Here is a 24,113-nt window from a genome sequence, read left to right as displayed (position 1 = left end):
CCGTGAAGATCACCGACGTCCAGCGGCGACAGCGGCTCGTGGCGCAGCACTTGTCCGACGCCCCGAGTGCGGAATCCGTGGTGTCGTCGTTGCTCGCACTGCATGCCACCGATCCCGCGACCGTGTATCTCTCCGTGCTTGCGCGCGCTCGATCGCTGGGACTGTCGGACGTTCGTGACGCGATGTACGAACGCCGTAGCTTGGTTCGCTTGATGGCGATGCGTCGCACGATGTTCGTCGTCGCGCACGACGACGTTCCGATGATCCACGCTGCCGCCAGCCTCGGAGTTGCCCGCACGATGCGAACCCGGTTGATCAAGCAGGTGTCGACGCTGCCGACCGAACCGGTGATCGACGACGTCGAATCCTGGCTCGCAGCAACCGAAGCCGAGACCGATGCCGTCTTGCGCTCGATGGGTACGGCGACCGGGGCGGAGCTGTCCGCAGCAGTACCCGGACTCAAGACCGCTCTGCTGCCGACCACGGACAAGGTGTACGACGTCAAACGCTATGTCACCTCCGAAGTCTTGGTGATGATGGCCGCGGAGGGGAAGCTGGTGCGGGTCGAGCCGCGCGGCGCGTGGACGTCGCGCCGACATGCCTGGGCACCGATCGATCAGTGGTGGCCCAACGGGATTCCCGAGTTGGACGAGCCCTCCGCCCGAGCCGATGTGGCCCGGCGCTGGCTCGACGTGTTCGGACCGGCGACCTTGGACGACCTGCAATGGTGGACGGGATGGAACAAGACGCAGACCCGTGGAGCGGTCGCCGAACTCGACACCGTGGCCGTCGAACTGGCCGAGGGTGACGGAATCATGTTGACCGACACAGTGTTCCAGGATCCCCCGCCTCGGGCGATGCTGCTTCCCGCCCTGGACCCCACGCCGATGGGGTGGAAGCACCGACACTGGTATCTCGGCGAACACAAGGCCCCGCTGTTCGATACCTTCGGAAATATCGGTCCGACCATCTGGTGGGAGGGGCGCATCGTCGGCGGATGGGCCGTGGATTCCAATGGTTCGGTGGTCACGGAAGTACTCGAGGACGTCGGGCCTGCGGCGTCGAAAGAGGTTGCAGCAGAGGCTGACCGGATCACCGCCCTGCTCGACGGTACCGCGGTGGTCCCGTCGTTTCCGACGCCGTTGGAGAAGAGACTGCGCGGAAAGTCGTAGCCATATCGGTCCGAGGTGACAGTCGAACTGTGTGTGTAAATGGCGGTGCCACACAACCCTTCGAGCTATGTGATCCCCACTCCTACGGTTGGGATGCCTAACCAAACAGCACCCGGATTTCGTTGTAGGGTCACAACGTGCCTATCAGTCTGGTTTCCATCGTCCTCCCCGTGTACAACGGTTTGCCCGAACTGAACGAGCAGCTCCACGCGCTTGCTGCGCAGGACTACACAGGCGATGTCGAGCTCATCGTCAGCGACAACGGCTCGACCGACGGCCTCCGCTCACATCTCGAAGAACTGTCTCTACCTCTGACGATGCGCATCGTCGACGCCTCCGCCAAGCGTGGCGTCTCCTACGCCCGCAACCTTGGCGTGGAAGCCGCGCGGGGCGACATCATCGCCTTCGTCGACCACGACGACGTCGCTTCTCCGACGTGGCTGACTTCCATGGTGCGCGCACTCGACAGCTACGACGCCGTGGGCGGCGCAATCGAACACGATTCCCTCAATCCGCCCGAGGTGACGGCGTGGCGAGACAACCCGCCGAACGGCACCCTGTTTCCCACCGCCTACCTGCCGTATGCCCCGGGAAGCAATTTCGCGCTGTGGAGGCGCGTCTTCGACGAGGTCGGAGGCTTCGACGAAGACCTCGTGGGCGGTGCCGAAGACGTCGACTACTCATGGAGGCTTCAGCAAGCAGGATTCACTCTCGGACATGCCGCGGATGCGTCGGTCGCCTACCGCATCAGAACTACGGTTCGTCGATCGTTCTTGCAAGGCCGCGCGTACGGACGCACGTCGTACCAACTGTCGACCAAGCACCGTGCTGCGGGCTGCCCTCATCCGTCGTCACTTGCCCGGATTCCCGCGCACACTGCGGCGATCTTGTATCTCGCGACAATTCGCAATCCGTGGTTGCCGAAGGTACTACGACCGATGCCCAGCGGTCTGTGGGCCCACTACATCGGAATCCACTACGGCGCACTCCGAATTCGGGTGGCCGCGCTCGGCCGCGGCCTGCGACGGAGTCCCCGATGACATACGAGATAGTCGACGCGATACGCGAAGAGACCATGGCCGTCCTGCGGCAGCATGCCAAACCCGGAGATCGGGTGGCTCACTTGGACTTTCCGAATCACTTCAATGCCGGTGACTCGCTCATCTACGCCGGTGAGGTCGAGTACCTGAAGCGGTTGGACGTGCACGTCGACTACGTGTCCGATCCGTTCACCCACAACCACGATCTGCTCGAACAACGAGTCGGTGATGGGACCCTGTTTCTGCAGGGCGGAGGAAATTTCGGTGACCGCTGGCCGATGGACCAGAAATTTCGTGAAGCAATCGTTGCGCGGTTTCCTCGCAACAAGATCGTGTGCCTGCCCCAAAGCATCGACTACTCCGACGCCGACGCCATGCACAGGACCGCGGCCCTCTACGCACAGCACCCGGACCTCACCCTCATGCTGCGTGAACAGCGTTCGTACGAGCTGGCGCTCGCCCATTTCCCGAACAACCGCGTCGAATACTGTCCGGACATGGCTTTCGGTGCCGAGATCGCACACAGCGCCGAAGGCTCTGCAGTGGACGTCGTGAAACTCGTGCGCGACGATTCCGAAAGCCTCGGTCATGCTTCGGTGAACGTCGACGCGTCGTCCGTCCAGTACGACTGGGGTCTGCACGGAAGGGATCTGGCGATCTCGACGGTGGTGACGCTGCCGACCCGAATCGCATACAACTTCCCCAAAGCGAATCGCCTGCTGTACCCCGCTCTCGTTCGCTCGTACGAGCAGACAGCGAAGCTCAACCTCCGTGTGGCGCAGCGCATTCTGAATCTGGCGCCCGTCGTGCTCACCGATAGGCTGCATGCGGCCGTATTGGCCGCGATGATGGGCAAGCGCGTCGTGGCGATGGACAACGCGAACAGGAAGGTATCCGGCATCTACGACGCCTACCTGCACCGGTTCGACAACGTTCAGTTCGCAGCGACACCCGACGCCGCCGCCGACATGGTTCGGCAGGCCGTGTCCGACAGTCGACGATGAACGCTGGTCGACACCCCGTCCGTTTTCAGAAGGGGTAACGGCCCTCGGCCCAGGCACGCGCGGCGGGAGGAGTCACCGCGTCGACGGGTTCGCCGTCGCGAAAGTAGTTGGTGTGCAGGATCCGACCCGCGTCGACTGCCTCTTGCCAGGCCTGCGTCGGACCTTCGCCGAACCAGAGCCACGGCGTGATGTCGTCCATGATGACAACCGATTCCGGGGTGGCGAGCGCACGAAGATCGTCGAGGTCTGCGCGGGCACCTTCCACAGAATGGTCACCGTCGATGAAGATGACATCGAAGCGCGCGTCCGGGTGTTGCTCGGCATAAGCCTTGATGGTGGTGTGCGAATCTCCCTGGATCAGGGTGTGTCGGCCCGGGAAGTGTTCGTCGACATGGGCTTTCGCGGCATCGCTGTACGCGTATGCGGCCAGATCGAAGGATACGACGGTCACGTCGGGAGAAGCCTCGAGGAACGCCCAACTCGAGAAGCCCGCATTGAACCCGACCTCGCAGATCGACTTCGTGCCTGGCCTTGCGGCCAGTGCCGATAGGTATCCGAGTTCCGATTCGTCGGCTCCACGCTCGAAAGGCTCCCCCGCTGTGGCGGTTCGATGCACCAACGACTCGAGGTATTCCAGGCCCATCCATGTCCTCCTGTTCGACTGCTTCGGAGCGTAGCCGACGGTCGATCGTGCGCGCAGACGACAACTGCCACCTGGCCGACACCGATGTCTGTAGCGTTCGCACCAAATGACTTTCCGTTCGTGGAATTGCCATCGCGGGCTTGGCAATCGGAGTGATCGAACTGCTCGCGGTCGCTACTGTCGTATACGGTTTCGGATCTCTCACGCCAAAGCACGCCAGCATCCGTCGAGACAATTTTTCCGTACTCCTTACCGGCTACCGCACTCTTCACGGTTCCTCCCACTACGGAGCCACCGACTCCGGTCGAGACCACTGTGGACGCGACCGAGGCCCCCTCCGCCTCACTGCCCGAGGTGGACGGACCATGCGATCCGGGCGTCGACAATCACGGAACCTCCGCCGATGGCACGTTCCTGAAGTGCACCTATGCAGGGTCGACTCGCGCGCATTGGGTGCAGTCGGCACCGATCATCGACGGCAATGCGGAGCCAGGGTCGGAATGCGACCCCGCAGCGAGAGGGATTGCGGTCTCGCCGGACGGATTCGACATGTTCTGCGTCTCCGACGGCGCGAACGGTGGCGGCTATTGGTCACCCGGACCGTAGGCGATCTGCGGATCGACGGCCGTCAGACGTTGAAGCGGAACTCCACCACGTCGCCGTCGGACATCACGTAGTCCTTGCCCTCGATGCGCACCTTGCCCGCGGCTTTGGCCGAGGCCATCGAACCTGCGGCGACGAGGTCGTCGAAGGACACGATTTCGGCCTTGATGAAGCCGCGCTCGAAGTCGGTGTGAATGACGCCTGCGGCCTGGGGTGCGGTGTCGCCCTGGTGAATTGTCCACGCGCGGGCCTCTTTCGGGCCTGCGGTGAGGTAGGTCTGCAAGCCCAGGGTGTGGAAGCCGGCGCGCGCCAACGCGTCGAGACCGGGCTCGGTCTGACCGACGGATTCGAGCAACTCGGCTGCCGATTCCTTGTCGAGTTCGAGCAATTCCGACTCGATCTTCGCGTCGAGGAACACCGCGTCGGCGGGCGCGACGAGGCGGGCGAGCTCGCCGATCTTCGCGTCGTCGGTCAGCACCGACTCGTCGGCGTTGAACACGTACAAGAACGGCTTGGTTGTGAGCAGCTGGAATTCACCCAACAACTCGAAGTCCAGCTTGGCCTTCGCCGAGAACAGCGTCTTGCCGTCGTTCAGAACGGCCTGCGCGGCCAGAGCCGCATCGAGCGCCGGCTTGCGGTCCTTCTTGATCCGCACCTCTTTCTCGAGGCGCGGGATCGCCTTCTCGAGGGTCTGCAGATCGGCGATCGCGAGTTCGGTCTCGATGACCTCGATATCCGCGGTGGGGTCGACGCGACCGTCGACGTGCACCACGTCGTCGTCGGCAAAAACGCGAACGACCTGGCAGATGGCGTCGGCCTCACGAATGTTGGCGAGGAACTTGTTGCCCAGGCCTGCGCCCTCGGACGCACCCTTGACGATGCCGGCGATGTCGACGAACGACACCAGCGCGGGCACGAGCTTCTCCGAACCGAACACCTCGGCAAGCTTCTCGAGCCGAGGGTCGGGCAGCGCGACCACGCCGACGTTGGGCTCGATGGTCGCGAACGGATAGTTCGCGGCCAGCACATCGTTGTTGGTCAGTGCATTGAAGAGAGTGGACTTGCCGACGTTGGGCAGTCCGACGATTCCGAGGGTGAGGCTCACGGTCTATGGAGTCTACTTTGACGGCACGGCCAACTCGGACAGTGCCCGGCCAGCGTCGATACTCGATGCGCCGAGTGGCGCCAGAACTACGTGATCCGCGCCGGCAGCGTGGTGAGCGGCCACCCGCTCGGCGATGTCGTCGACACTCCCCCACACCACCAGGTCGTCGACCAGACGGTCGCTGAGATCCTCGACATCCGCGTCGGTGAACCCCATGCGGAGGAAGTTCTGCCGATAGCCGGGAACGGTTGCGAGGAAGCTCAGCGGCTCCCGAGCTGCAGCGCGTGCTCGATCCGGATCAGACTCGACCACGACGAACTGGTCGACCACCAACGTCGACACACCGAGCGCACCGCGCGCGTGCGACGTCCACTCGGGCGTCACGAGCAACCCGATCGCGCCGGCCGCGCGGTCGCGAGCCATCTCCAACTTCTTCGGCCCGAGCGCCGCGAGCAGCGTCTGATCCGCTGGTACCGCGAGTTCGTCGAGGTACCTATGCAACTCAGCGAGAGGTCGAGCACTCTGCGGCCCACCGAGACCGAGGACGAATCGACCGGTGTCCGAGAGCTCGTCGAACAGTGTTCCGGTCTGTGCAGGTGAGTACACATCGACCGGCACGATCCCCGGAACGACGGTGGCGGTCTCGGTCGCGTGGATCAGATCGGCCAGCCTGCCGAGCCGATCGAGCTGCCCGCCCGGCAGCCAGAACGAGGTGAATCCGAGTGATTCCAACGCGCGTGCCTCATCGAGATACGACGATGACACGTCGATGGAAATGCCGATTGAGCCGAGCCCCAATGTGTCCATGGCTGCGACGCTAGAACCTGAAGCGTTGTTCAGGTCAAGAGGTGATCGCCGAATTCGGGTCCCAGCTCGCCAGGATCGGCAGGACTTTCGCGGTGCTCGATTCTTCCTCGACGGTATAGACGATCAGACTTTGATCCTGTGCGCTCGGCGAGGTCAGAAACTCGATCCCGAATTGCAGGGTGCCCGCCGCCGGGTGCTGAATGATCTTGGTTGCACCTGCGAATTCGGCGACCTCGTGATCGCTCCACCATTGCTCGAAACACGGCTCGGACGAACGCAATTCGTCGATCAGCGCATTCAACTCCGAATCCCCTGGCCGTCGGGCAAGCTCGCGGCGCAGTGCCGCAACCGAGGCCGCCGCGAACTGCGACCAATTGACGATTCGCTCGCGCGCAATGGGATTGCGGAACAAATAGTGGAACAGCGAATCCTCTGCGGACGACTGCAGACTCAACACCGCACGAACCAGCGCATTGCTGGCCAGGATGGTTCCCGAGCGCCCGAGCAGTAACACCGGCACGTGATCGAGCGCCCGCATCACCTGGAGTAATCCCGGATCCGGTCGCTCCGGGGCGCTGCCGACCGGCACAGCCGGAGATGCGAGATCGAGCAGATGCGCGGACTCCACCCGGTCGAGTTTCAACGCCCGAGCAATTGCCCGCAGCACCTCGGGTGAGACGTTGGCCTGGCGACCCTGTTCGAGCTTGCTGTAGTAATCCGGACTCACTCCGGCCAGCGCTGCGAGCTCTTCTCGCCGCAGGCCCGGGACCCGTCGCGCACCGGGATAGGTCGGTACTCCCGCCTCGGCTGGAGTGATGCGGTCGCGTCGATCACGCAGAAACGCGCTCAGCGCCGACCTGTCGTTGTTCACGAAATCCACAGTAGCCACGCGAGCGATGGCCAACCTGGTCATGACAGACCTAGGTCGAACGACGCCTGGTCCGCCCGATTCCGCGACCGTAGACATGGCGTCATGACATCTTCCAGTTCCACACAACTCCATGGACGCACCGCCGTCGTCACCGGATCGACCAGTGGGATCGGTGCTGCCATCGCGCTCACCCTCGCCGCCCACGGGGCATCGGTGGTCGTCAGCGGCCGCGACGCCGAGCGCGGCAAAGCCCTGGCGGCCCGCATCTCGGAAGCCCGCGGCACAGCGGCATTCGTCGACGTCGATCTCTCCGGCAGCTACGACGAACTTCGCGAGTTCGCCGCCCGCACTACCGACGCCCTCGGCGGCCGCGTCGACATTCTCGTCAACAACGCCGGTATCTATCCGGCCACCGCGACAGCCGATCTTCCGGACGACCAGCTCGACGCCATGCTCGCCGTCAACGTCCGAGCACCGCACGTGCTCGTCGGTGAGCTCGCACCGGCCATGGCCGAGCGCGGCAGCGGAGTCATCGTGAACATCGGGTCGTGGATGGCCACGATGGGCAGTCCGTTCGCTGCGATGTACTCCGCCACCAAAGCCGCCGACGAGCAGCTCACTCGCAGTTGGGCCGCTGAGTTCGGCTCACACGGTGTGCGAGTGAACGCCCTCGCGCCCGGAGCCACTCTGACCCCGGGCAACGAGGATGCACGCCAGGTACTCGACGCCATGACGGCCGGAACCCCGGCAGGCACAGTGCTGTCGCCGCAGAACATTGCCGACGGTGTGCTGTTCCTGGTCTCGGACGATGCCGCGATGGTGCACGGAACCACGCTCTACGTCGACGGCGGAATTTCGGTCACCCGCGGGTGATCAGCACACCGCCGTCGACCCGTCACATGTTCGAAACGACCAAGCCGATGAACGCCAGGTAGAGAACGATGAAGACGCCGAAGATGATGAGGGACAGCTTGCCGAAGAACGCCGCGCGCTGCGACGAGTACTGCGCGCCCTGGACATCACCCATCGACCACAGTGGATGGACTTTCAACGCATGATTGAACGCGGGGATGGCCAGTGGCCAGAAGAAGATGACTGCCACCACTGCCCACCCTGCGTTCGACGCCGGCAGCACCGGCGCAAAGGGCTGCGCCGCGGGAAAGTTCTGCTGATGAGTTTGCTCGTACGGTCCCGACATGTGGTGTTCCCCCCGAATGAATGAAGTGATGACACCCGGTACGACGCAGCCCAGCACCATCCGGTTCCAGGCCGCCGCCACTCGGCGCACACGAGTGACCGCCGGGCGCACCGCGAAGTGTCGATTCGAGGACGTGCAAGTGCGTCACGCATAGGGTGATCGCAGTCACACCTGCGACCATGGAGACCCCACACATGTCACTGAAAGCGGCCGACGATCCACACGTCGAATTGCTGAAGACAGACCCCGACCTACCACCTGTCGGAGTCGTCGATTCCCATCCCATGACGCCGATCAAGCGTCTGATGCTCGTCGTGATCGGCCTGCTCGGCGGCGTCGCCTGGACGATCATCGCCATCGTCCGCGGCGAGAATCCCAACGCAGTCTGGTTCGTCATCGCCGCGGTGTGTACCTACATCTTCGCGTTTCGCTTCTACGCCAGACTGATCGAACGCAAGATCGTCTTTCCTCGCGACGACCGAGCCACGCCCGCCGAGATCTTGGAGAACGGCAAGGACTACATGCCGACGGACCGTCGGGTGTTGTTCGGCCATCACTTCGCCGCGATCGCGGGAGCGGGCCCCCTCGTCGGACCGGTTCTGGCGGCCCAGATGGGCTACCTGCCCGGCACCATGTGGATCATCATCGGCGTCGTGTTCGCCGGAGCCGTCCAGGATTTCCTGGTGCTGTGGATCTCGACGCGCCGCAACGGCCGCAGCCTCGGCCAGATGGCCCGTGACGAACTCGGAGTAGTCGGCGGAACCGCCGCGCTGATCGCGGTGTTCGTCATCATGATCATCCTGATCGCGGTTCTTGCTCTCGTCGTCGTCAACGCGCTCGCCGAAAGTCCGTGGGGCGTCTTCTCCATCGCGCTGACCATCCCCATCGCCCTGTTCATGGGTGTGTATCTGCGCTACCTGCGGCCGGGAAACGTCACCGAGGTCTCGCTCATCGGCGTCGTGCTGCTGCTGCTCGCTATCGTCGCCGGCGGCTGGGTCGCCGAAACCGAATGGGGCACAGACTGGTTCACCCTGTCCAAGGTGACGGTCGCCTGGCTGCTCATCGGCTACGGCCTGCTCGCCTGCATCCTGCCGGTGTGGTTGCTGCTCGCACCGCGTGACTATCTTTCGACGTTCATGAAGGTCGGCACCATCGCCCTGTTGGCCGTCGGAATTCTCATCGCCCGCCCCGAGATTCAGATGCCCGCCATGACCACCTTCGCCACCGAAGGCAACGGACCGGCATTCGCAGGATCACTGTTCCCGTTCCTGTTCATCACCATCGCCTGCGGTGCGCTCTCGGGTTTCCACGCTCTGATCTCCTCCGGCACCACGCCGAAGTTGCTCGAGAAGGAAAAGCAGATGCGCATGATCGGCTACGGCGGCATGCTCACCGAGTCGTTCGTCGCCATCATGGCTCTGATCACCGCATGTGTTCTCGATCAGCACATCTACTTTGCACTCAACGCTCCGGCCACTCTGACCGGCGGCACCCCGGAGACTGCGGCGACGTACGTCAACGGGTTGGGATTGAGCGGCGGAGACATCTCGGCGGCCGAATTGAGTCAGGCGGCAACCGATGTGGGCGAGGAATCGATCATCTCTCGCACCGGCGGCGCACCGACCCTCGCGTTCGGCATGTCCGAGGTTCTGCATCAGGTGTTCGGCGGCGAATCGCTCAAGTCGTTCTGGTACCACTTCGCGATCATGTTCGAGGCACTGTTCATCCTCACCACGGTCGATGCCGGCACCCGCGTCGCACGCTTCATGCTCTCCGACAGCATCGGCAACCTGCCCGGAGCCTCGGCCAAGAAGTTCAAGGACCCGTCGTGGCGTCCCGGTGCATGGATCTGCTCGCTGATCGTCGTCGCAGCCTGGGGCGCAATCCTTCTCATGGGAGTCACCGACCCCCTCGGCGGCATCAACACCCTGTTCCCGCTGTTCGGTATTGCCAATCAGTTGCTCGCCGCCATCGCCCTGACGGTGGTCATGGTGATCGTCGTCAAACGAGGTCTCTACAAATGGGCCTGGATCCCTGGCATTCCGCTCGCCTGGGACCTCATCGTCACGATGACGGCCTCGTACCAGAAGATCTTCTCCTCCACCCCGGCCATCGGTTACTGGACGCAGCATTCGCAGTTCCGTGACGCAAAGGAGCAGGGCCTGAGCAGCTTCGGCAGCGCAAAGACCCCCGAGGCCATCGACGCGGTCATTCGCAACACGTTCATCCAGGGCACCCTCTCGATCATCTTCGCGGTACTCGTCCTGGTCGTCGTCATCGCCGGAGTCATCGTGTGCGTCAGAGCCGTTCGCGGAGCTGATCTGCCGGACAACGAGGAGCCGGAGGTGCCATCGAAGATCTTCGGTCCTGCCGGATTCGTCCTCACCCCCGCCGAGAAGCAGATCCAGGCCGAGTGGGACGAACTGATCGATGCGGGCACCGTCCGACGCCCCGGGTCGGCGCACTAGATGCGCGGGCTGTGGTGGTGGATTACCTCGGTGATGGGTGATCACGATTACGACCGCTACGTCGCGCATCTGGCCCGGCACCACCCGGGCCAGGAGCCACCGACCGTGCGGCAGTACTGGAAAGACCGGCACGCGGAGGCGGACCGAAATCCGGGAGCTCGCTGCTGTTAGGGCTTCGCCGTCGTGCGCGTTTTGCGCCCCTCCAGGTACGCAAAACGCGCACGACCGCAGCCGCGTCCGATTTCCGCTAGCACTGGCGGGATCGCGCTGACACAGTAGGAGCATGAGCAGCGAACGGCAGGTGCAAGAACTGGACTTCGATCGGTGTTATCGCGCGGTCTCCTCGCGTGACGCGCGGTTCGACGGCCAGTTCTTCACCGCCGTCTCCACCACCGGCATCTACTGTCGACCTTCCTGCCCGGCGCGCACCCCCAAGCCCGGCAACGTCTCGTTTTTGGCCACGGCAGCAGCGGCCCAACAATCCGGCTACCGCGCCTGCCGCCGTTGCCAGCCCGACGCCACCCCCGGTTCCCCACGATGGAACATCCACTCGGATCTCAGTTCTCGTGCGATGCGGCTGATCTCCGACGGAGCCGTCGAGCGCGGGGGCGTCGACGGCCTCGCCAGCACCCTCGGCTACTCGAGCCGCCAACTGACTCGCGTTCTGACGGCAGAAGTGGGTGCCGGGCCGCTCGCGTTGGCTCGCGCCCATCGCGCGCATACCGCCCGCACGTTGATCCAGACCACCGACATGTCGATGGCCGACATTGCCTTCGCCGCCGGCTTCTCGAGCGTCCGCCAGTTCAACGACACCGTCAAAGAGGTCTTCGCCGTCGATCCGACGACCCTGCGGCGAGAAGCGCACCGCTCGGCCGTACCTACTGCGGGTGGCACCGTCACGTTGCGACTGCCCTACCGCCCGCCGCTGGACCGCGGCTGGGTCGAGTGGTTCCTGCGAGGCCATGTGGTCGAGGGCATCGAATCGTTTTCCGACGACGGCGAATACGTGCGTTCACTGCAGTTACCGCACGCTGCCGGACTGGTGGCACTGCGCATCCTGGACGGATTCGTCAGCGCCGCACTGACTCTGCAGGACATGCGCGATCTCGCTCCGGCCGTGGCCAGGATTCGACACCTGCTCGATCTCGACGCCGATCCGCTTGCCGTCGACGAAGCCCTACGCGCCGACCCCCAGCTCGCGCCGAGCGTCGAGGCCCATCCGGGCATCAGGGCCCTCGGGGTCGTCGACGGGGCGGAGATGTTGCTGCGCACCGTCATCGGGCAACAGATCTCGCTGAAGGCAGCGGCCACCCACACCGCCAGGCTCGTCGACGCGCTCGGGGCACCACTGGATTTCGGCGACGGACGAGTCGGACGGCTGTTCCCCGACGCTGCCGTCATCGCCGAACGCGGCCACGAGGTCCTCACCGGCCCGGCGGCTCGGGTCCAGACCGTCATCCGCGTCGCCGACGCCATCGCGTCGGGAACGGTGACATTGCACCCCGCGCGGGAGGGTCCCGATCTGGAACGAGAACTGCTCGCGCTCAAAGGAATCGGGCCGTGGACGGCCCGCTATGTCGTCATGCGACTGCTGGGCGACCCAGACGTTCTGCTCGACACCGATCTCGTTGTCCGCCAAGGCGCGCAGGCGCTGGACATTTCTTTGAAGAACTCCCAACGCTGGGCACCGTGGCGTTCGTACGTCTCGATGCACCTGTGGATCACCGCACTGGAAAGAAGGCAGGCATGATGACCACCTCCGCAACGCAGGACACCCCTATCGGTCCGTTCACCACCATCGTCGACGCCGATCAGCGTGTGCTGGCGTCGGGCTGGACCGCCGACGTCGAGGAACTCCGAGTGTTGATCCATCCGACGTTGCGACCCACCGATGTCCGCTCGGCGGCCGACCTCGGTGCCGTCACCGCAGCTGTCGACTCCTACCACCGCGGCGACGTCGACCGCATCGACGACATCGACGTCGCACAACGATCGGGCGAATTCCTGATGCACGCCTGGGACGTGCTGCGCACTGTCGAACCCGGAGCGCCGGTGACGTACTCCGCGTTCGCGGAACTGTCGGGACGGCCGACGGCGATTCGCGGTGCCGCGTCGGCGTGCGCGCGCAATGCCGCCGCCCTGTTCGTACCGTGCCACCGAGTGGTTCGGATCGGCGGTGCAGTCGGCGGATTCCGTTGGGGACTGCCGACGAAGAAGTGGCTGTTGGCCCACGAGGCGCTCTGACCGACACCGCGTCGGAGTGGGACGTTAAGGTTCTTCACGAACCGCCACCCGCCGAATGTGAGGACCCACCGTGACCGAATCGGCAGTTCCCGGCAGTACTGCGAAGCCCGCGAAGTCCGGACGAGATCGCGGGGACCTCATCGGAACCGGTGGCCTCTGGCTGGCGAAATGGTCGCTCATCCTGATCTCCATCGCGGCCGGCGCGTGGGTGTTCGGTTGGCTGATCGGTCATCTCTGGGTGATTCTGCTACCGGTTCTACTCGCGGTGATCGTGGCCACGGTTCTGTGGCCACCTGCGAAATTGATGATGCGCCTTGGTTTTCCGCCTGCGCTGGCATCGTCAGTGTCGCTCGTGGTGTTCTTCGTCGTGATCGGCGGGGTCATCACTCTGATCATTCCGTCGGTGGCCGAGCAGGCTCCCGAGTTGGTCGATCAGGCGTCGGGCGGCATCGGTCAGGTGCAGGACTGGCTCAAGGGACCTCCGCTCAACATCGGCGACGATCAGATCGACAATGCGGTATCGGCCATCGTCTCGCGGCTGCAAGACAGCGGCGACGTCATCGCGACCGGCGTGTTCAGCGGCGTCTCGGCAGCCGGTTCCATCCTCGTGACCCTTGCCCTGGTGCTCGTGCTGTCGTTCTTCTTCGTCAAGGACGGCCCGAAGTTCCTGCCGTGGCTGCACGGATTCTCCGGCGGCCGCGCGGGACGCCACCTCGGCGAAGTCCTCTCCCGCATGTGGGTGACGCTGGGCGGTTTCATCCGGACCCAGGCCATCGTCAGCTTCATCGACGCGTTCTTCATCGGGCTCGGATTGGTGATCCTCGGTGTCCCGCTGGCATTGGTGCTCGCCACCCTGACGTTCCTCGGTGGCTTCATCCCCATCGTCGGTGCGTTCGTCGCGGGCGCTCTCGCTGTGCTCGTCGCATTGGTGGCCAACGGTCTGACGACCGCGTTGATCGTGCTCGCGATCATCCTCGCGGTGCAGCAGCTCGAAGGCAACGTGCTGCAGCCGATCCTGCAGAGCCGCAGCATGAATCTGCATCCAGCGATCGTGCTGCTGGCCGTCACCGGAGGCAGCTCGCTGTTCGGGATCATCGGCGCGTTCCTCGCCGTTCCCGCCGCGGCGGTGGCTGCTGTGCTGATTCGCTACGTCTCCGAACAGATCGACGAGCGATCGAACGAGCCCGATCAGGACGAGCTCGAGGATCAGATCCCCGCACCCGAGGGACTGACCGACGAACAGGCCGGCCTCAAGGACGAGGACGAGGACGAGGACGAGGACGAGAAGGCTACGACGGAGAAGAAGTAGCTCCGATCAGGACGCAACGACCTGCAGTGTCGAGCCCGCGCGTCCACGCTTGACGTAGAGGCGGCTCGGAATGCGCTGACGCATTTCGTCGACGTGACTGACGACTCCGACGACGCGGCCGCCCGCACGTAATTCGTCGAGCACGGCCATCACCGATTCCAGCGTGTCCGCATCCAGAGTGCCGAACCCCTCGTCGATGAACATGGTGTCGAGAACGACCCCGCCGGATTCGGCGGCCACGACATCGGCGAGACCCAGCGCGAGCGAGAGCGACGCCAGAAACGCCTCGCCGCCCGAGAGCGTCTTGGCCGAACGCACCACACCGGTGTAGTCGTCGCGGATGTCGAGACCGAGTCCACCCCGCTTTCCGCGAAGGCCGGCCTCGTCGGAGTGCACGAATTCGTATCGACCCGAGGACATCCGACGCAAGCGTGCCGATGCCGACTCGGCGACGTCCTCGAGACGGGACGCAAGCACGTAGGACCGCAGCGACATCTTGCGTGCATTCTGCCCACGCCCGGCGACCACATCCGCCAGGTTGGCGAGCTCGTCGAACTCGGCGCGTTGCGGCGCGATGGCCGCAGCCGCGACGAACAGTTCGGCGACCAACCGCTCTAGCTCGTCCGCGCGTCGGCGACACTCGGCCACCTCCCCCGCGGCAACCTTCGCCTCGCCGTCCAATTCGGCGAACCGGGCACGCAGCGGATCCAGGTCGATCGGCGGTTGCCCGCTCTGGGCGACGATGCCGGGTTCGAGCAGCACGTGTTCGGCGTGTGCGCGACGCTCCTCTGCCAGACGAAGCTCGGTCTCGATCTGCTCGACGCGGTCCTTGGTGAGAACGGCATCTGCTGCTGCATCGACGGAATCGAAGTTCGATGCCGATACCCGTCGATCCAGTTCGCCACGCAGCGCGGCATGCTGCTCGCTGGCGTCGAGCCAGGCGATTCGTGCTTCCTGCAGTCGGCGGGCACCGTCGATCAGCTTCTCGCACTGGGCAATTCGCTCGGTCAACGATGTGCCTTCGGCAATTTCCTCGGCTACCGACGCTCGCATCTGCGCCACCGATCGCTCGGTGGCTGCGATGCGTTCGTCGAGCGCGCTGCGCCTGGCGACGAGATCCTGCAGCGTGACCGCCAGCGCATCCGACTCGGCGCGCAGCCGGCGCAGCTCGGTTGTCGCCGGGTCGAGGTCGGCGGCCCTCGCTCGGGCGTCTCGGACGGCAGTCGTCGCCGCATCGAGGGTGTGAGCAAGCTCCGCGGCGGAGGCTCCGCCCGTCCGGTCGTGCAGCAGATCGACCGCACGACTGGCGTCGGCGACGGCCGCGATCGACCGTTCCAGCTCGGCAGCGCATTTTCGCTCCGCGGCAGCGGCCTTGTCCTCCTGCGCTTTCGTGACCGTCGACGTGGCGGCAGCTGCCGGATTCGGATGCTCGGCCGACCCGCAGACGACACACGGCGCACCGGGCTCGAGGCGAGCAGCCAGCTCTGCGGCCATGCCGTCGATGCGGCGTTCGCGCAGCTCGAGCAAATGCTCCCAGGCGCTGTTGCGCGCGGTTGCAGCACGGTCCCTGACGCGTTCTGCCTCGACGAGAACAGCTCGGGTCCGCACCAATTCGAGGGCCGACTCGGCGGCCGCCTGAGCGCGGGCGCACCGCTCGTCCAGTCCCGGAAGCTCGGCAGCGGCCGCAGCTGCGCGCGCCACCCGCGCTTCCACAGCGGCGAGGGTCTCGGGAAGTGTCGCCTGTTTCGTCGCCGTGCGTTCGATGGCAGCAACGGTCTCGGCACGCTGTGCGCGCTGTTCTGCGAGCTCGGCGTCCAGCCGGTCGGCCTCACGGGCTGTTCCGAGCAGCGACTGCAGCCGTGCGACATCGGTGGTCCATGCTCGCACGAACTCGGCAACCACTGCTCGCTCGTCGGCCGGATCGGTTCGTAGCGGCGGCCACTGCAGTGCGTCGTGGAAGCGCCTGCCCTCTGCGGACGTCGGCAGTGCCTGTTCCGCGGCGGTCAGCGCTGTGGTGGCCGCATCTGCGGTGGTGGCGGCAAGGCGAAGATCGGCGACAGCGTCGGCGATGGGACCCGCAGCAGCAGAGTCGGCCAGTTCCGAGCGTCGCGCTGCTCGGGCGGCTTCGCCGTCCCGGTACTGCGCGAGTTGCTCTTCGGCGATGGCGCGTCGGCGCTGCAGGTCCAGGGCGCTGGTGGCCTCGGCCAGCGCGGCGGACGCACGCCCGGCCGCCGCGTCGACCAGCACCGCACGACCCTGAGCGAGAGTTCTGTTCTGCCGTGCACCGTCCAGAACTCGTGCCGCCCATTCGAGCGGATCCTGGGCCTGCTCACCGGGCGCGGCGTCGTCGGTGGACGGCTCGGGTACGCCCGCGGCCTGGGACACTCTGCCCAGCATGATGTCGATGGCCTGGTCGGCGTCGGCAAGACCGGCGGCCAATTCTCGACGCCGCTCAGCGAACCATTCCTCCACGTCGCCGAATCTGCCTGTGTCGAAAAGTCTTTCGAGTAGGTTTCCTCGCTCGTCGCTGTCTGCTCGCAGAAACTTCGCGAACTCGCCCTGCGGCAACAACACCACTTGAAAGAACTGATCGGCACTCATTCCGAGCAACCCGTTGACCGCGTCGCCGATCTCGTTGAGCCGCGTCAGGTTCTGCCCACGCCCATCGAGCCACGTGAGACTCGCCTTGGCATGCTGCTTGGTGGTGCCTGCAGTCCTGAGCTTGGGGCGCAGAAACTCCGGACTGCGCACGATCCTGATTCGTCGCCCACCGAGCGTTGCTTCGAGGGTCACCTGCGGGACGGCACCTGTCGCGGCGTGGTCGGACAGCAGCCTCTTGCCCTCCCGCCGCGCTCCGGGAACGGTGCCGTAGAGCGCAAAGGCAACGGCGTCGAGCACTGTCGTCTTCCCGGCTCCGGTCTGGCCGTGCAACAGAAACAACCCGTCGGCTCCCAGCGCGTCGAAATCGACCGTCTCCGTTCCCGCGAAGGGGCCGAAGGCGGTGATCTCGAGTGAGTGCAGCCTCATGCAGCGCCGCGGTCGACGGTGCTCGCCGGTGTGCGCGTGGATTCGGCCTCGCGCTGCACGGAAGCAAGTGCGCGCTCGAAGAGTGCGGACTCGGCTGCGGTGGGCGCGCTACGCATGTCCGTCAGGAACGACGTCGCAATCTCGAGGTCGCTGCGGCCGCGGACACGATCGCGATACCGAAGCCCCCCGTCGTCTTCGGGTCGACGCCACTCGAGATGGATCGCGTGCCGAAAACGCTGTTGCAGCAACCGCATTGCATCGATGGGACGTACCTCGTCGGTCAGCACCGCCGAGACGTAGTGGTCCTCGTATTCGGAAAAGGCTGCGTGAGTGGTCAATTCCTCGACCGTGCCCTCGATGCGGGCGAGACCGCGAACCACCGGTAAGTCCACTCGATCGACGCTGCCGAGCCCGTCGGCGTCGAGTTCGAGAATCCACACGGCCTTACGGTGCGAGCGTTCGCCGAACGAGTAGGGCAACGGGGAGCCGGAGTAGCGGACCCGCTCGGTGAGTGTCTGCGGAGAATGCAGATGACCCAGGGCCACGTAGTCGACGCCGTCGAATGCCGATGCCGGTGCGGTTTCGATTCCCCCGGACGAAATCGATCGCTCCGAACCTGTCGCTTCGCCGCCGACGATGAACGCATGCGCGAGGACGACGGACCGAACATGTTGCCCTGCTTCGTCTCTCGCTGCGAGGTCGGCGCGCACCAGGTCCATGGCAGCATCGAGCACCTCGGCGTGCGTCCGTGCCGCCGGAACGTCGAGTTCGACTCGGGTGGTCTCGGGCTCGAGGTACGGAATGCCGTAGAACGCAACCGATCCGTGCTCGTCGTCGACGACCACCGGGGTTGCGACGTTGCCGACCTTGGTCATCAGATGCAGTCCACCGGCCGAGGCGAACGCAGCTCCGGCACCCAACCGAGCGGGCGAATCGTGGTTACCCGACGTCGCGACGATGACGGCTCCGGCGGCTCTGATCGCTTCGAGTCCGCGATTGCAGACCACTACGGCATCCGCGCTCGGCACGGCGCGGTCGTAGATGTCACCCGGGACGACTACCACGTCGATCGACTGTGCGGCAACCAGTTCCGCGATGGACTCGAGCACTGCGCCCTGATCGGCCAACAGGTCGACACCGTGAAAGGTGCGACCTATGTGCCAGTCCGAGGTGTGCAGGATTCTCATGTCGACGACGCTATCGGCAACCACCGACAAACTATTCGAGGCTCGTCGGCCTGTCGGGCGTGAGCATCGACCCACAGCTCGTCTCGCCCGAACTTGTCGGTGGCGTGCTGCATCATCGGCACCATGAACATTCTCACCGCGCTCGGCCTGCTCGTCGCCCTCGCCATCGGCGGCGTGGTGGGGTGGCTGTTGCATGCCTCTCGGGTGGGTGATCGGGCCGTACGAGCGGAGGCACAGCTGGCGGCTCTACGCCAGAACGAGGCGCTGCTTCGCCAGTCGCTGAGCGCGGTGAACGAGGATTCCGCGCGGCGCAATTCGACTGTCATCGGCCAACAGGTGTCCCATCTGGTGGAGCCACTGCACGACGCCGTCGACGCCCTGGCCGAGCACGTGCGAGAAGTCGAGCACCACCGCATCAGGGCGTACGCGGGGCTGTCGGAACAGGTCACCGGAATGCATCGCGCGTCGATGCAGCTCTCCATGCAGACCGGACAACTGGTCACCGCACTGCGCGCACCGCAGATCCGAGGTCGGTGGGGCGAGATCCAGCTCGAACGGGTCGTCGAACTCGCCGGAATGGTCAAGCACTGCGACTTCGACACTCAGGTGAGCAAGGACGGCTTTCGACCCGACATGATCGTTCGCCTCGCCGGCGATCGGCAGATCGTCGTCGACGCCAAGGTGCCGTTCGCGGCCTACCTCGACGCCGCGCAGGACGAAGAACCCGGTGCTCGCGACAAACATCTGCGCCGCCACGCCAAGCAGTTGCGCACCCACATCGATCAACTGGCCGACAAGGCCTACTGGGAGGCGTTCGAGCCGACGCCGGAGTTCGTCGTCCTGTTCGTTCCCGGCGACCCGTTTCTCGACGCTGCGTTGACGTCGGATACGAGCCTGCTGGAGTACGCCTTCGGTCGGAACGTGATTCTTGCCACCCCGACCACTCTGGTCGCTCTGCTGCGCACCGTCGCGTACACCTGGAAGCAGGAGTCGATCGCCGAGGACGCGGCGCGGATCCACCAGCTGGGCCGCGAACTGTACGGCCGCATCGGAATCGTCTCGACACATCTCGACAAGCTCGGAGCCCACCTCGGCAAGGCCGTGGAGTCCTTCAACTCCACCGTCGGGTCGGTCGACAGCAGGGTGGGTGTCACCGCACGCAAGCTGCACGAGCTCGAGCTGTTCGACGCCGAACCGGTGGAGATCGCACGCGTGGACGAGCGTCCCAAGCTGTCCGATTCGTCCCGCTACCGGCACGACTTCGGTCATGTCAGCGATGCAGTGGGCTGAACTACGGCTAACCTCGAGGGGTGTCTACCTCCCAACGTGCCCGATCCGGGGTACCGCTGGATCACCGATCCATCCTCGCGACCCTGCCCGGCGTACCAGCGTGGGGTGCCGTTGCGATCGCCGCAGGGCTGACCTTTCTCGGATTTCTCATCGACGCCGCGCGTGGAACCGAGCTGACCGGTGCGTTCGCGTTCCTCTACATCCTCGGCTGCATCGCAGCGGTATTGCTGGTCCGCTACCGCGGACTGTTCACCGCGATGGTCCAAGCCCCGTTGATTCTGTTCGTGGCAGTGCCGCTGTCGTACCAGTACTTCACCGACAACGCGGGCACCAGCCTCAAGGACATCATCCTGAACGTGGCGATTCCGCTGGTCAACCGTTTTCCATTGATGCTGCTCGGCACCCTCGTGGCCGTCGGCCTCGGCGCCGTACGCATCGTGCTGAAGCGGCAGAACACGCACGCGCCCGCAGTTCGACGCAGCACGAAGACCGCCGACACCGCTCGGCGTCGCACGAAATCGGAAGACGCCCCTCGTCGAAGCACCAAGGCCGGAGACTCCGCTCGCCGGAGCCCGACCTCCGAGGACGACACACTCACCCGGGCACAGCGGCGAGCGCAGGAAGACCGTCCGTCACGCGCTCGTAGCCGTCGAGCTGCGGCGGACCGTGACGACGTGTCCGCGGTCGAGGCCACCGACATCGTGCCCGAGCCGTACGTGGGCCGTCGAGGAACCTCTCGCGCCGCAACCGACTCCGGTGCCGCGCCACGAAGGTCGGCAACACCCCCCGGGGCGACGCCCGGATACGCACGCCAGGCGAGTCCGCAGCCCGAGTACCAGCGGCCCTCCCGCTCCCACGCCCAGTACCCGCAGGATCGCACGCCCCCACCCGGCGTAGCGCGCCCATCGCGGCCCAAGCCGTCCGAGACACCGTATTCGACGGAACCTCGCCGGGAGCGTTCACCTCGGGTTCAGCCGCCGCGGGACGCCGTCGATCCGTACTCCAGCAGCGCTCGGCACACAGTCGAACCGGTTGTGAACGACGCGCCGCCGAACGTGCGCCGTGACGACATTCCTCCGCATCCGGTGCCGCAGGTTCGGTACCGCGACCGCCACGCCGACGACTGACCCCACCGACACCGGCCGGTCATGGACCGGTCAGCGTGCGGGGCGCAGCTCGCGGGGCAAGGAGAAGACCAGGGTCTCGTTCGCGGTGGTGACGGGCTGCACGTCCGCGTATCCGTGCTCGGCGAACAGGTCGATGACGCCCTGAACCAGGATCTCCGGCACGGACGCTCCCGACGTGATGCCGATGGTCTCGACACCGTCGAGCCACGCCAGGTCAATCTCTTTCGCGTAGTCCACCAGGTAGCTGGCCCGTGCGCCGGCACCGAGGGCGACCTCGACCAGGCGCACCGAGTTCGACGAGTTCTTCGAGCCGACGACGATCACCAGATCGCACTCCGGTGCCATCGCCTTCACCGCGACCTGACGGTTCTGCGTGGCGTAGCAGATGTCGTCGCTCGGCGGATCCTGCAAGGTCGGGAAGCGCTCCCGCAGCTTCGCGACCGTCATCATGGTCTCGTCGACGCTCAGCGTGGTCTGCGAAAGCCAGATCACCTTGTTCTCGTCGCGCACCGTGACGCTGTCCACCGACTCCGGGCCGTCCACGAGCTGGATGTGCTCGGGCGCCTCACCTGCGGTGCCCTCGACCTCCTCGTGGCCCTCGTGGCCGATGAGCAGAATGTCGTAGTCGTCTCGGGCGAACCGCTTGGCTTCCTGGTGCACCTTGGTCACCAGCGGGCAGGTCGCGTCGATCGTCCGCAGGTTCCGCTCGGCGGCAGAAGTGTGCACCGCAGGCGAGACACCGTGCGCCGAGAACACCAGCAGCGAACCCTCGGGCACCTCGTCGGTCTCCTCGACGAACACCGCACCGCGATCGGACAGCGTCTCGACCACGTGCTTGTTGTGCACGATCTCCTTGCGCACGTACACCGGCGCACCGTGCTGTTCGAGTGCCTTCTCGACGGTCTCGACGGCGCGATCCACGCCCGCGCAGTAGCCGCGCGGCTCGGCGAGAAGCACTCGCTTACCCCCGGCATGCGCGGTCGTGTGCGAGCCGGCGGAGTGTGCGATACCAAGATTCAAAGGAACGGCCGAAGACATACCTCCCAGGATACGTGTATCGCAGCAACCGGGTCATTCCGCAGGCCCTGGCCTGTCGGCTACCCAAAGACGACGACTTCGGGCAGTCTGGTGTGCATGACTCGACTCCCCTTTGCGGCGCGGGTGGCTGCAGGCGTCGCCGTGACCGTCGTGGAAGAGGCCCGCAAGCTTCCCGGTTCCGCGTTGATGTTGCCGATGACCGTCGTCAGCGAGGCGTTGGCGCGCGGCATGCGGCTGCAGCAGCAGGTGACAGCCCTCGCCATCAAGGGCGATCTGGTCATTTCGGCTCTGCCGGTGATCGGAACTCCGCGCGAGGAGCAGCCGTCGTGGGCGAGTTTCGACGAGGACGAGGACGACGCGTTCCCGGCCACGTCGAGGTTCGACTCCGCAGCAGTCACCGATGACGTCGATGTTCCCGACGCACCGGTGGCCGAGCCCATCGCCGCGAACGGACGATTTGCTCTGTACTCGACGCCTCCGCTGGACGAACCGGTGCAGGACACGTCGGCGAAGCCCGCAGCAGCTGCGACGAAGCCCGAAATCGTCGAGATGATCGACTTCGACACCCTTGCCCTGGCTCAGTTGCGCGCACGGCTGCGCACGCTGTCCATCGAGGATCTGGAAACCCTGCTCGACTACGAGAACGCGACGTCGGCTCGCGCACCGTTCCAGACCATGCTCGCCAACCGAATCACCACCGCCAAGGCGAAGTGAGCACTCCCCCCACTCAGTCCGGCCCCGCCCCATCCGGTGCGAGCACCGCCGAACAACCATGGCCGGTGCGCACCGTCGCGATGAAGGTCGCCGGGTGGATCGACAAACTCGGCAGCATCTGGGTCGAGGGTCAGCTGACGCAGATCAACGCCCGCCCTGGCACGCGCACGGCATTTCTGACTCTGCGTGATCCGTCGGCGGACATGTCGTTGTCGGTGACCTGCTCGCCGCAGCTGCTGGATCGTTCGCCCGTTCCGCTGACCGAAGGCGCGCGCGTCATCCTCTACGGCAAGCTGTCGTTCTTTACCGGCCGCGGCACCATTTCGCTGCGCGCCACCGATATTCGCGCTGTGGGTGTCGGCGAACTACTGGCCCGCATCGAACGGCTCCGGGCTCTGCTGGCGGCCGAAGGACTGTTCGACCCGCGACTCAAGCGTCCGCTGCCGTTCCTGCCCGGCACCATCGGGCTCATCACCGCTCGCGCCAGCGCAGCCGAGAAGGACGTCCTCACCGTCGCGCAGAGGCGTTGGCCCGCAGTGCGATTCGAGGTACGGAACACTCCGGTTCAGGGTCCACAAGCGGTGCCGGCAATCCTGGACGCGTTGAAGGATCTGAACGACGACCCGCGCGTCGACGTCATCGTTCTCGCCCGCGGCGGCGGTAGCGTCGAGGACCTGTTGCCGTTCTCCGACGAGGCACTGTGCCGAGCCATCTCACGGGCGACGACGCCGATCGTCAGCGCCATCGGACACGAACCCGACAGTCCCCTCAGCGATCACGTCGCCGACCTGCGCGCCGCCACCCCCACCGATGCCGCCAAGCTCGTGGTGCCCGACGCCATCGCCGAACAAGCGTTGGTCGCGGAGCTGAAGGCCAGAAGCGCTGCAGCGCTCCGCAATTGGGTGGAACGGGAGGCGCGCGGGCTGGAGATGCTGCGGCATCGACCCGTGTTGGCCGATCCATTGGCGGCCCTCGAACAGCGTCGCGAGGAAGTTCGGCGACTCGCCGAGGCAGCTCGCCGCGACGTGCAGCGCGAGCTGACCACCCAGGACACGCTCGTCGAACATCTGCGGGCGAGACTGTCGACGCTGGGGCCTGCTGCCACACTTGCCCGGGGCTATGCCGTCGTACAGCGGGTGGTGCCGGGTGCCGATCCCGAGGTATTGCGTTCGGTCGAGGACGCTCCGCCGGGCACACAGATCAGGGTGCGGGTGGCCGACGGTGCCGTCACCGCCGCAGTAATGGGCCGAGTGAAATGACAGAGGG

The 24,113-nt window shown here is 65.4% G+C and carries 22 protein-coding genes; 14 read left to right on the top strand and 8 right to left on the bottom strand.

The features are described from left to right. Positions 1–2: 2 nt before the first annotated feature. The 3 genes from ASH04_RS04640 to ASH04_RS04630 all read left to right on the top strand — a co-directional run bounded on the left by ASH04_RS04640 (position 3) and on the right by ASH04_RS04630 (position 3,216). Positions 3–1,172 (top strand): winged helix DNA-binding domain-containing protein, encoded by a 1,170-nt coding sequence (locus ASH04_RS04640; protein WP_057472818.1) that lies wholly within the window; start codon positions 3–5, stop codon positions 1,170–1,172. A gap of 137 nt (positions 1,173–1,309) precedes the next feature. After that, entirely contained in the window at positions 1,310–2,212 is a 903-nt protein-coding gene (locus ASH04_RS04635) for a glycosyltransferase family 2 protein (protein WP_057472817.1), read from the top strand. Further along, positions 2,209–3,216 carry a polysaccharide pyruvyl transferase family protein gene (locus tag ASH04_RS04630; protein WP_057472816.1) on the top strand — a complete coding sequence of 336 codons (1,008 nt, stop codon included), beginning with the start codon at positions 2,209–2,211 and terminating at the stop codon, positions 3,214–3,216. The genes ASH04_RS04635 and ASH04_RS04630 overlap by 4 nt, the downstream gene beginning before the upstream one ends. A gap of 25 nt (positions 3,217–3,241) precedes the next feature. Here the strand turns inward: ASH04_RS04630 and ASH04_RS04625 are convergent, their stop codons facing one another. Next, positions 3,242–3,859, bottom strand: a complete 618-nt coding sequence (locus ASH04_RS04625; protein ID WP_027498114.1) for an O-methyltransferase — start codon at positions 3,857–3,859, stop codon at positions 3,242–3,244. A 315-nt stretch (positions 3,860–4,174) separates the two neighbouring features. Between ASH04_RS04625 and ASH04_RS04620 the strand changes: the two genes are divergently transcribed. Further along, a complete protein-coding gene (locus ASH04_RS04620) occupies positions 4,175–4,465 on the top strand; it encodes a hypothetical protein (RefSeq protein ID WP_052073673.1) in 291 nt (96 codons plus the stop codon). 22 nt (positions 4,466–4,487) lie between these two features. Here ASH04_RS04620 and ychF read toward each other — a convergent pair whose 3' ends face one another. The 3 genes from ychF to ASH04_RS04605 are packed head-to-tail and all read right to left on the bottom strand — an operon-like array spanning position 4,488 to position 7,245. After that, complete coding sequence (gene ychF, locus ASH04_RS04615; protein WP_027498119.1) at positions 4,488–5,567, bottom strand: redox-regulated ATPase YchF; 1,080 nt, start codon at positions 5,565–5,567, stop codon at positions 4,488–4,490. A gap of 12 nt (positions 5,568–5,579) precedes the next feature. Beyond that, positions 5,580–6,374, bottom strand: a complete 795-nt coding sequence (locus ASH04_RS04610) for a TIGR03620 family F420-dependent LLM class oxidoreductase (protein ID WP_057472815.1) — start codon at positions 6,372–6,374, stop codon at positions 5,580–5,582. Positions 6,375–6,408: 34 nt separating this feature from the next. Next, positions 6,409–7,245, bottom strand: a complete 837-nt coding sequence (locus ASH04_RS04605; protein WP_156394454.1) for a helix-turn-helix transcriptional regulator — start codon at positions 7,243–7,245, stop codon at positions 6,409–6,411. 102 nt (positions 7,246–7,347) lie between these two features. Here ASH04_RS04605 and ASH04_RS04600 point away from each other — a divergent pair, with 102 nt between their 5' ends. Beyond that, the gene (locus ASH04_RS04600) at positions 7,348–8,118 is read left to right on the top strand and encodes an SDR family NAD(P)-dependent oxidoreductase (protein WP_032407302.1); all 771 of its coding nucleotides are present in this window, start codon (positions 7,348–7,350) and stop codon (positions 8,116–8,118) included. 22 nt (positions 8,119–8,140) lie between these two features. Here the strand turns inward: ASH04_RS04600 and ASH04_RS04595 are convergent, their stop codons facing one another. Further along, positions 8,141–8,443 (bottom strand): CD225/dispanin family protein, encoded by a 303-nt coding sequence (locus ASH04_RS04595; protein WP_158514267.1) that lies wholly within the window; start codon positions 8,441–8,443, stop codon positions 8,141–8,143. A 194-nt stretch (positions 8,444–8,637) separates the two neighbouring features. Between ASH04_RS04595 and ASH04_RS04590 the strand changes: the two genes are divergently transcribed. From ASH04_RS04590 to ASH04_RS04575, 5 genes are all read left to right on the top strand, one after another. Continuing rightward, positions 8,638–10,911: a carbon starvation CstA family protein gene (locus ASH04_RS04590; protein ID WP_032407451.1), complete on the top strand. Its 2,274-nt coding sequence runs from the start codon at positions 8,638–8,640 to the stop codon at positions 10,909–10,911. Then, a complete protein-coding gene (locus tag ASH04_RS26035) occupies positions 10,912–11,082 on the top strand; it encodes a YbdD/YjiX family protein (protein ID WP_072692145.1) in 171 nt (56 codons plus the stop codon). A 112-nt stretch (positions 11,083–11,194) separates the two neighbouring features. Further along, positions 11,195–12,661: an AlkA N-terminal domain-containing protein gene (locus tag ASH04_RS04585; RefSeq protein ID WP_057472813.1), complete on the top strand. Its 1,467-nt coding sequence runs from the start codon at positions 11,195–11,197 to the stop codon at positions 12,659–12,661. After that, complete coding sequence (locus tag ASH04_RS04580) at positions 12,661–13,155, top strand: methylated-DNA--[protein]-cysteine S-methyltransferase (RefSeq protein ID WP_057472944.1); 495 nt, start codon at positions 12,661–12,663, stop codon at positions 13,153–13,155. Before ASH04_RS04585 ends, ASH04_RS04580 begins: the two co-directional genes overlap by 1 nt. A gap of 70 nt (positions 13,156–13,225) precedes the next feature. Then, the gene (locus ASH04_RS04575) at positions 13,226–14,464 is read left to right on the top strand and encodes an AI-2E family transporter (RefSeq protein WP_057472812.1); all 1,239 of its coding nucleotides are present in this window, start codon (positions 13,226–13,228) and stop codon (positions 14,462–14,464) included. Between the two features lie 6 nt (positions 14,465–14,470). Here the strand turns inward: ASH04_RS04575 and ASH04_RS04570 are convergent, their stop codons facing one another. Together ASH04_RS04570 and ASH04_RS04565 are read right to left on the bottom strand one after the other, a co-directional pair. After that, entirely contained in the window at positions 14,471–17,491 is a 3,021-nt protein-coding gene (locus ASH04_RS04570; protein ID WP_057472811.1) for an AAA family ATPase, read from the bottom strand. Further along, the gene (locus ASH04_RS04565; RefSeq protein ID WP_057472943.1) at positions 17,488–18,678 is read right to left on the bottom strand and encodes an exonuclease SbcCD subunit D; all 1,191 of its coding nucleotides are present in this window, start codon (positions 18,676–18,678) and stop codon (positions 17,488–17,490) included. Before ASH04_RS04565 ends, ASH04_RS04570 begins: the two co-directional genes overlap by 4 nt. A gap of 123 nt (positions 18,679–18,801) precedes the next feature. Between ASH04_RS04565 and ASH04_RS04560 the strand changes: the two genes are divergently transcribed. Beyond that, positions 18,802–19,968 carry a DNA recombination protein RmuC gene (locus ASH04_RS04560; RefSeq protein ID WP_032375526.1) on the top strand — a complete coding sequence of 389 codons (1,167 nt, stop codon included), beginning with the start codon at positions 18,802–18,804 and terminating at the stop codon, positions 19,966–19,968. Between the two features lie 20 nt (positions 19,969–19,988). Then, positions 19,989–21,095, top strand: coding sequence for a DUF6542 domain-containing protein (locus tag ASH04_RS04555; RefSeq protein WP_057472810.1), 1,107 nt, complete (start codon positions 19,989–19,991; stop codon positions 21,093–21,095). Between the two features lie 30 nt (positions 21,096–21,125). Here ASH04_RS04555 and ASH04_RS04550 read toward each other — a convergent pair whose 3' ends face one another. Further along, positions 21,126–22,133 (bottom strand): 4-hydroxy-3-methylbut-2-enyl diphosphate reductase, encoded by a 1,008-nt coding sequence (locus ASH04_RS04550; RefSeq protein WP_027498130.1) that lies wholly within the window; start codon positions 22,131–22,133, stop codon positions 21,126–21,128. A 96-nt stretch (positions 22,134–22,229) separates the two neighbouring features. Here ASH04_RS04550 and ASH04_RS04545 point away from each other — a divergent pair, with 96 nt between their 5' ends. Together ASH04_RS04545 and xseA are read left to right on the top strand one after the other, a co-directional pair. Then, complete coding sequence (locus ASH04_RS04545) at positions 22,230–22,847, top strand: lipid droplet-associated protein (protein ID WP_057472809.1); 618 nt, start codon at positions 22,230–22,232, stop codon at positions 22,845–22,847. Further along, entirely contained in the window at positions 22,844–24,106 is a 1,263-nt protein-coding gene (xseA, locus tag ASH04_RS04540; protein ID WP_057472808.1) for an exodeoxyribonuclease VII large subunit, read from the top strand. The genes ASH04_RS04545 and xseA overlap by 4 nt, the downstream gene beginning before the upstream one ends. The last annotated feature ends 7 nt before the right edge of the window (positions 24,107–24,113 follow it).

This window comes from Rhodococcus sp. Leaf233 (genome assembly GCF_001426165.1).
Taxonomy (GTDB): Bacteria; Actinomycetota; Actinomycetes; order Mycobacteriales; family Mycobacteriaceae; genus Rhodococcoides; species Rhodococcoides fascians.
Note: the sequence above shows the minus strand (reverse complement) of the source record. Positions and strands in the feature narration are given on the sequence as shown.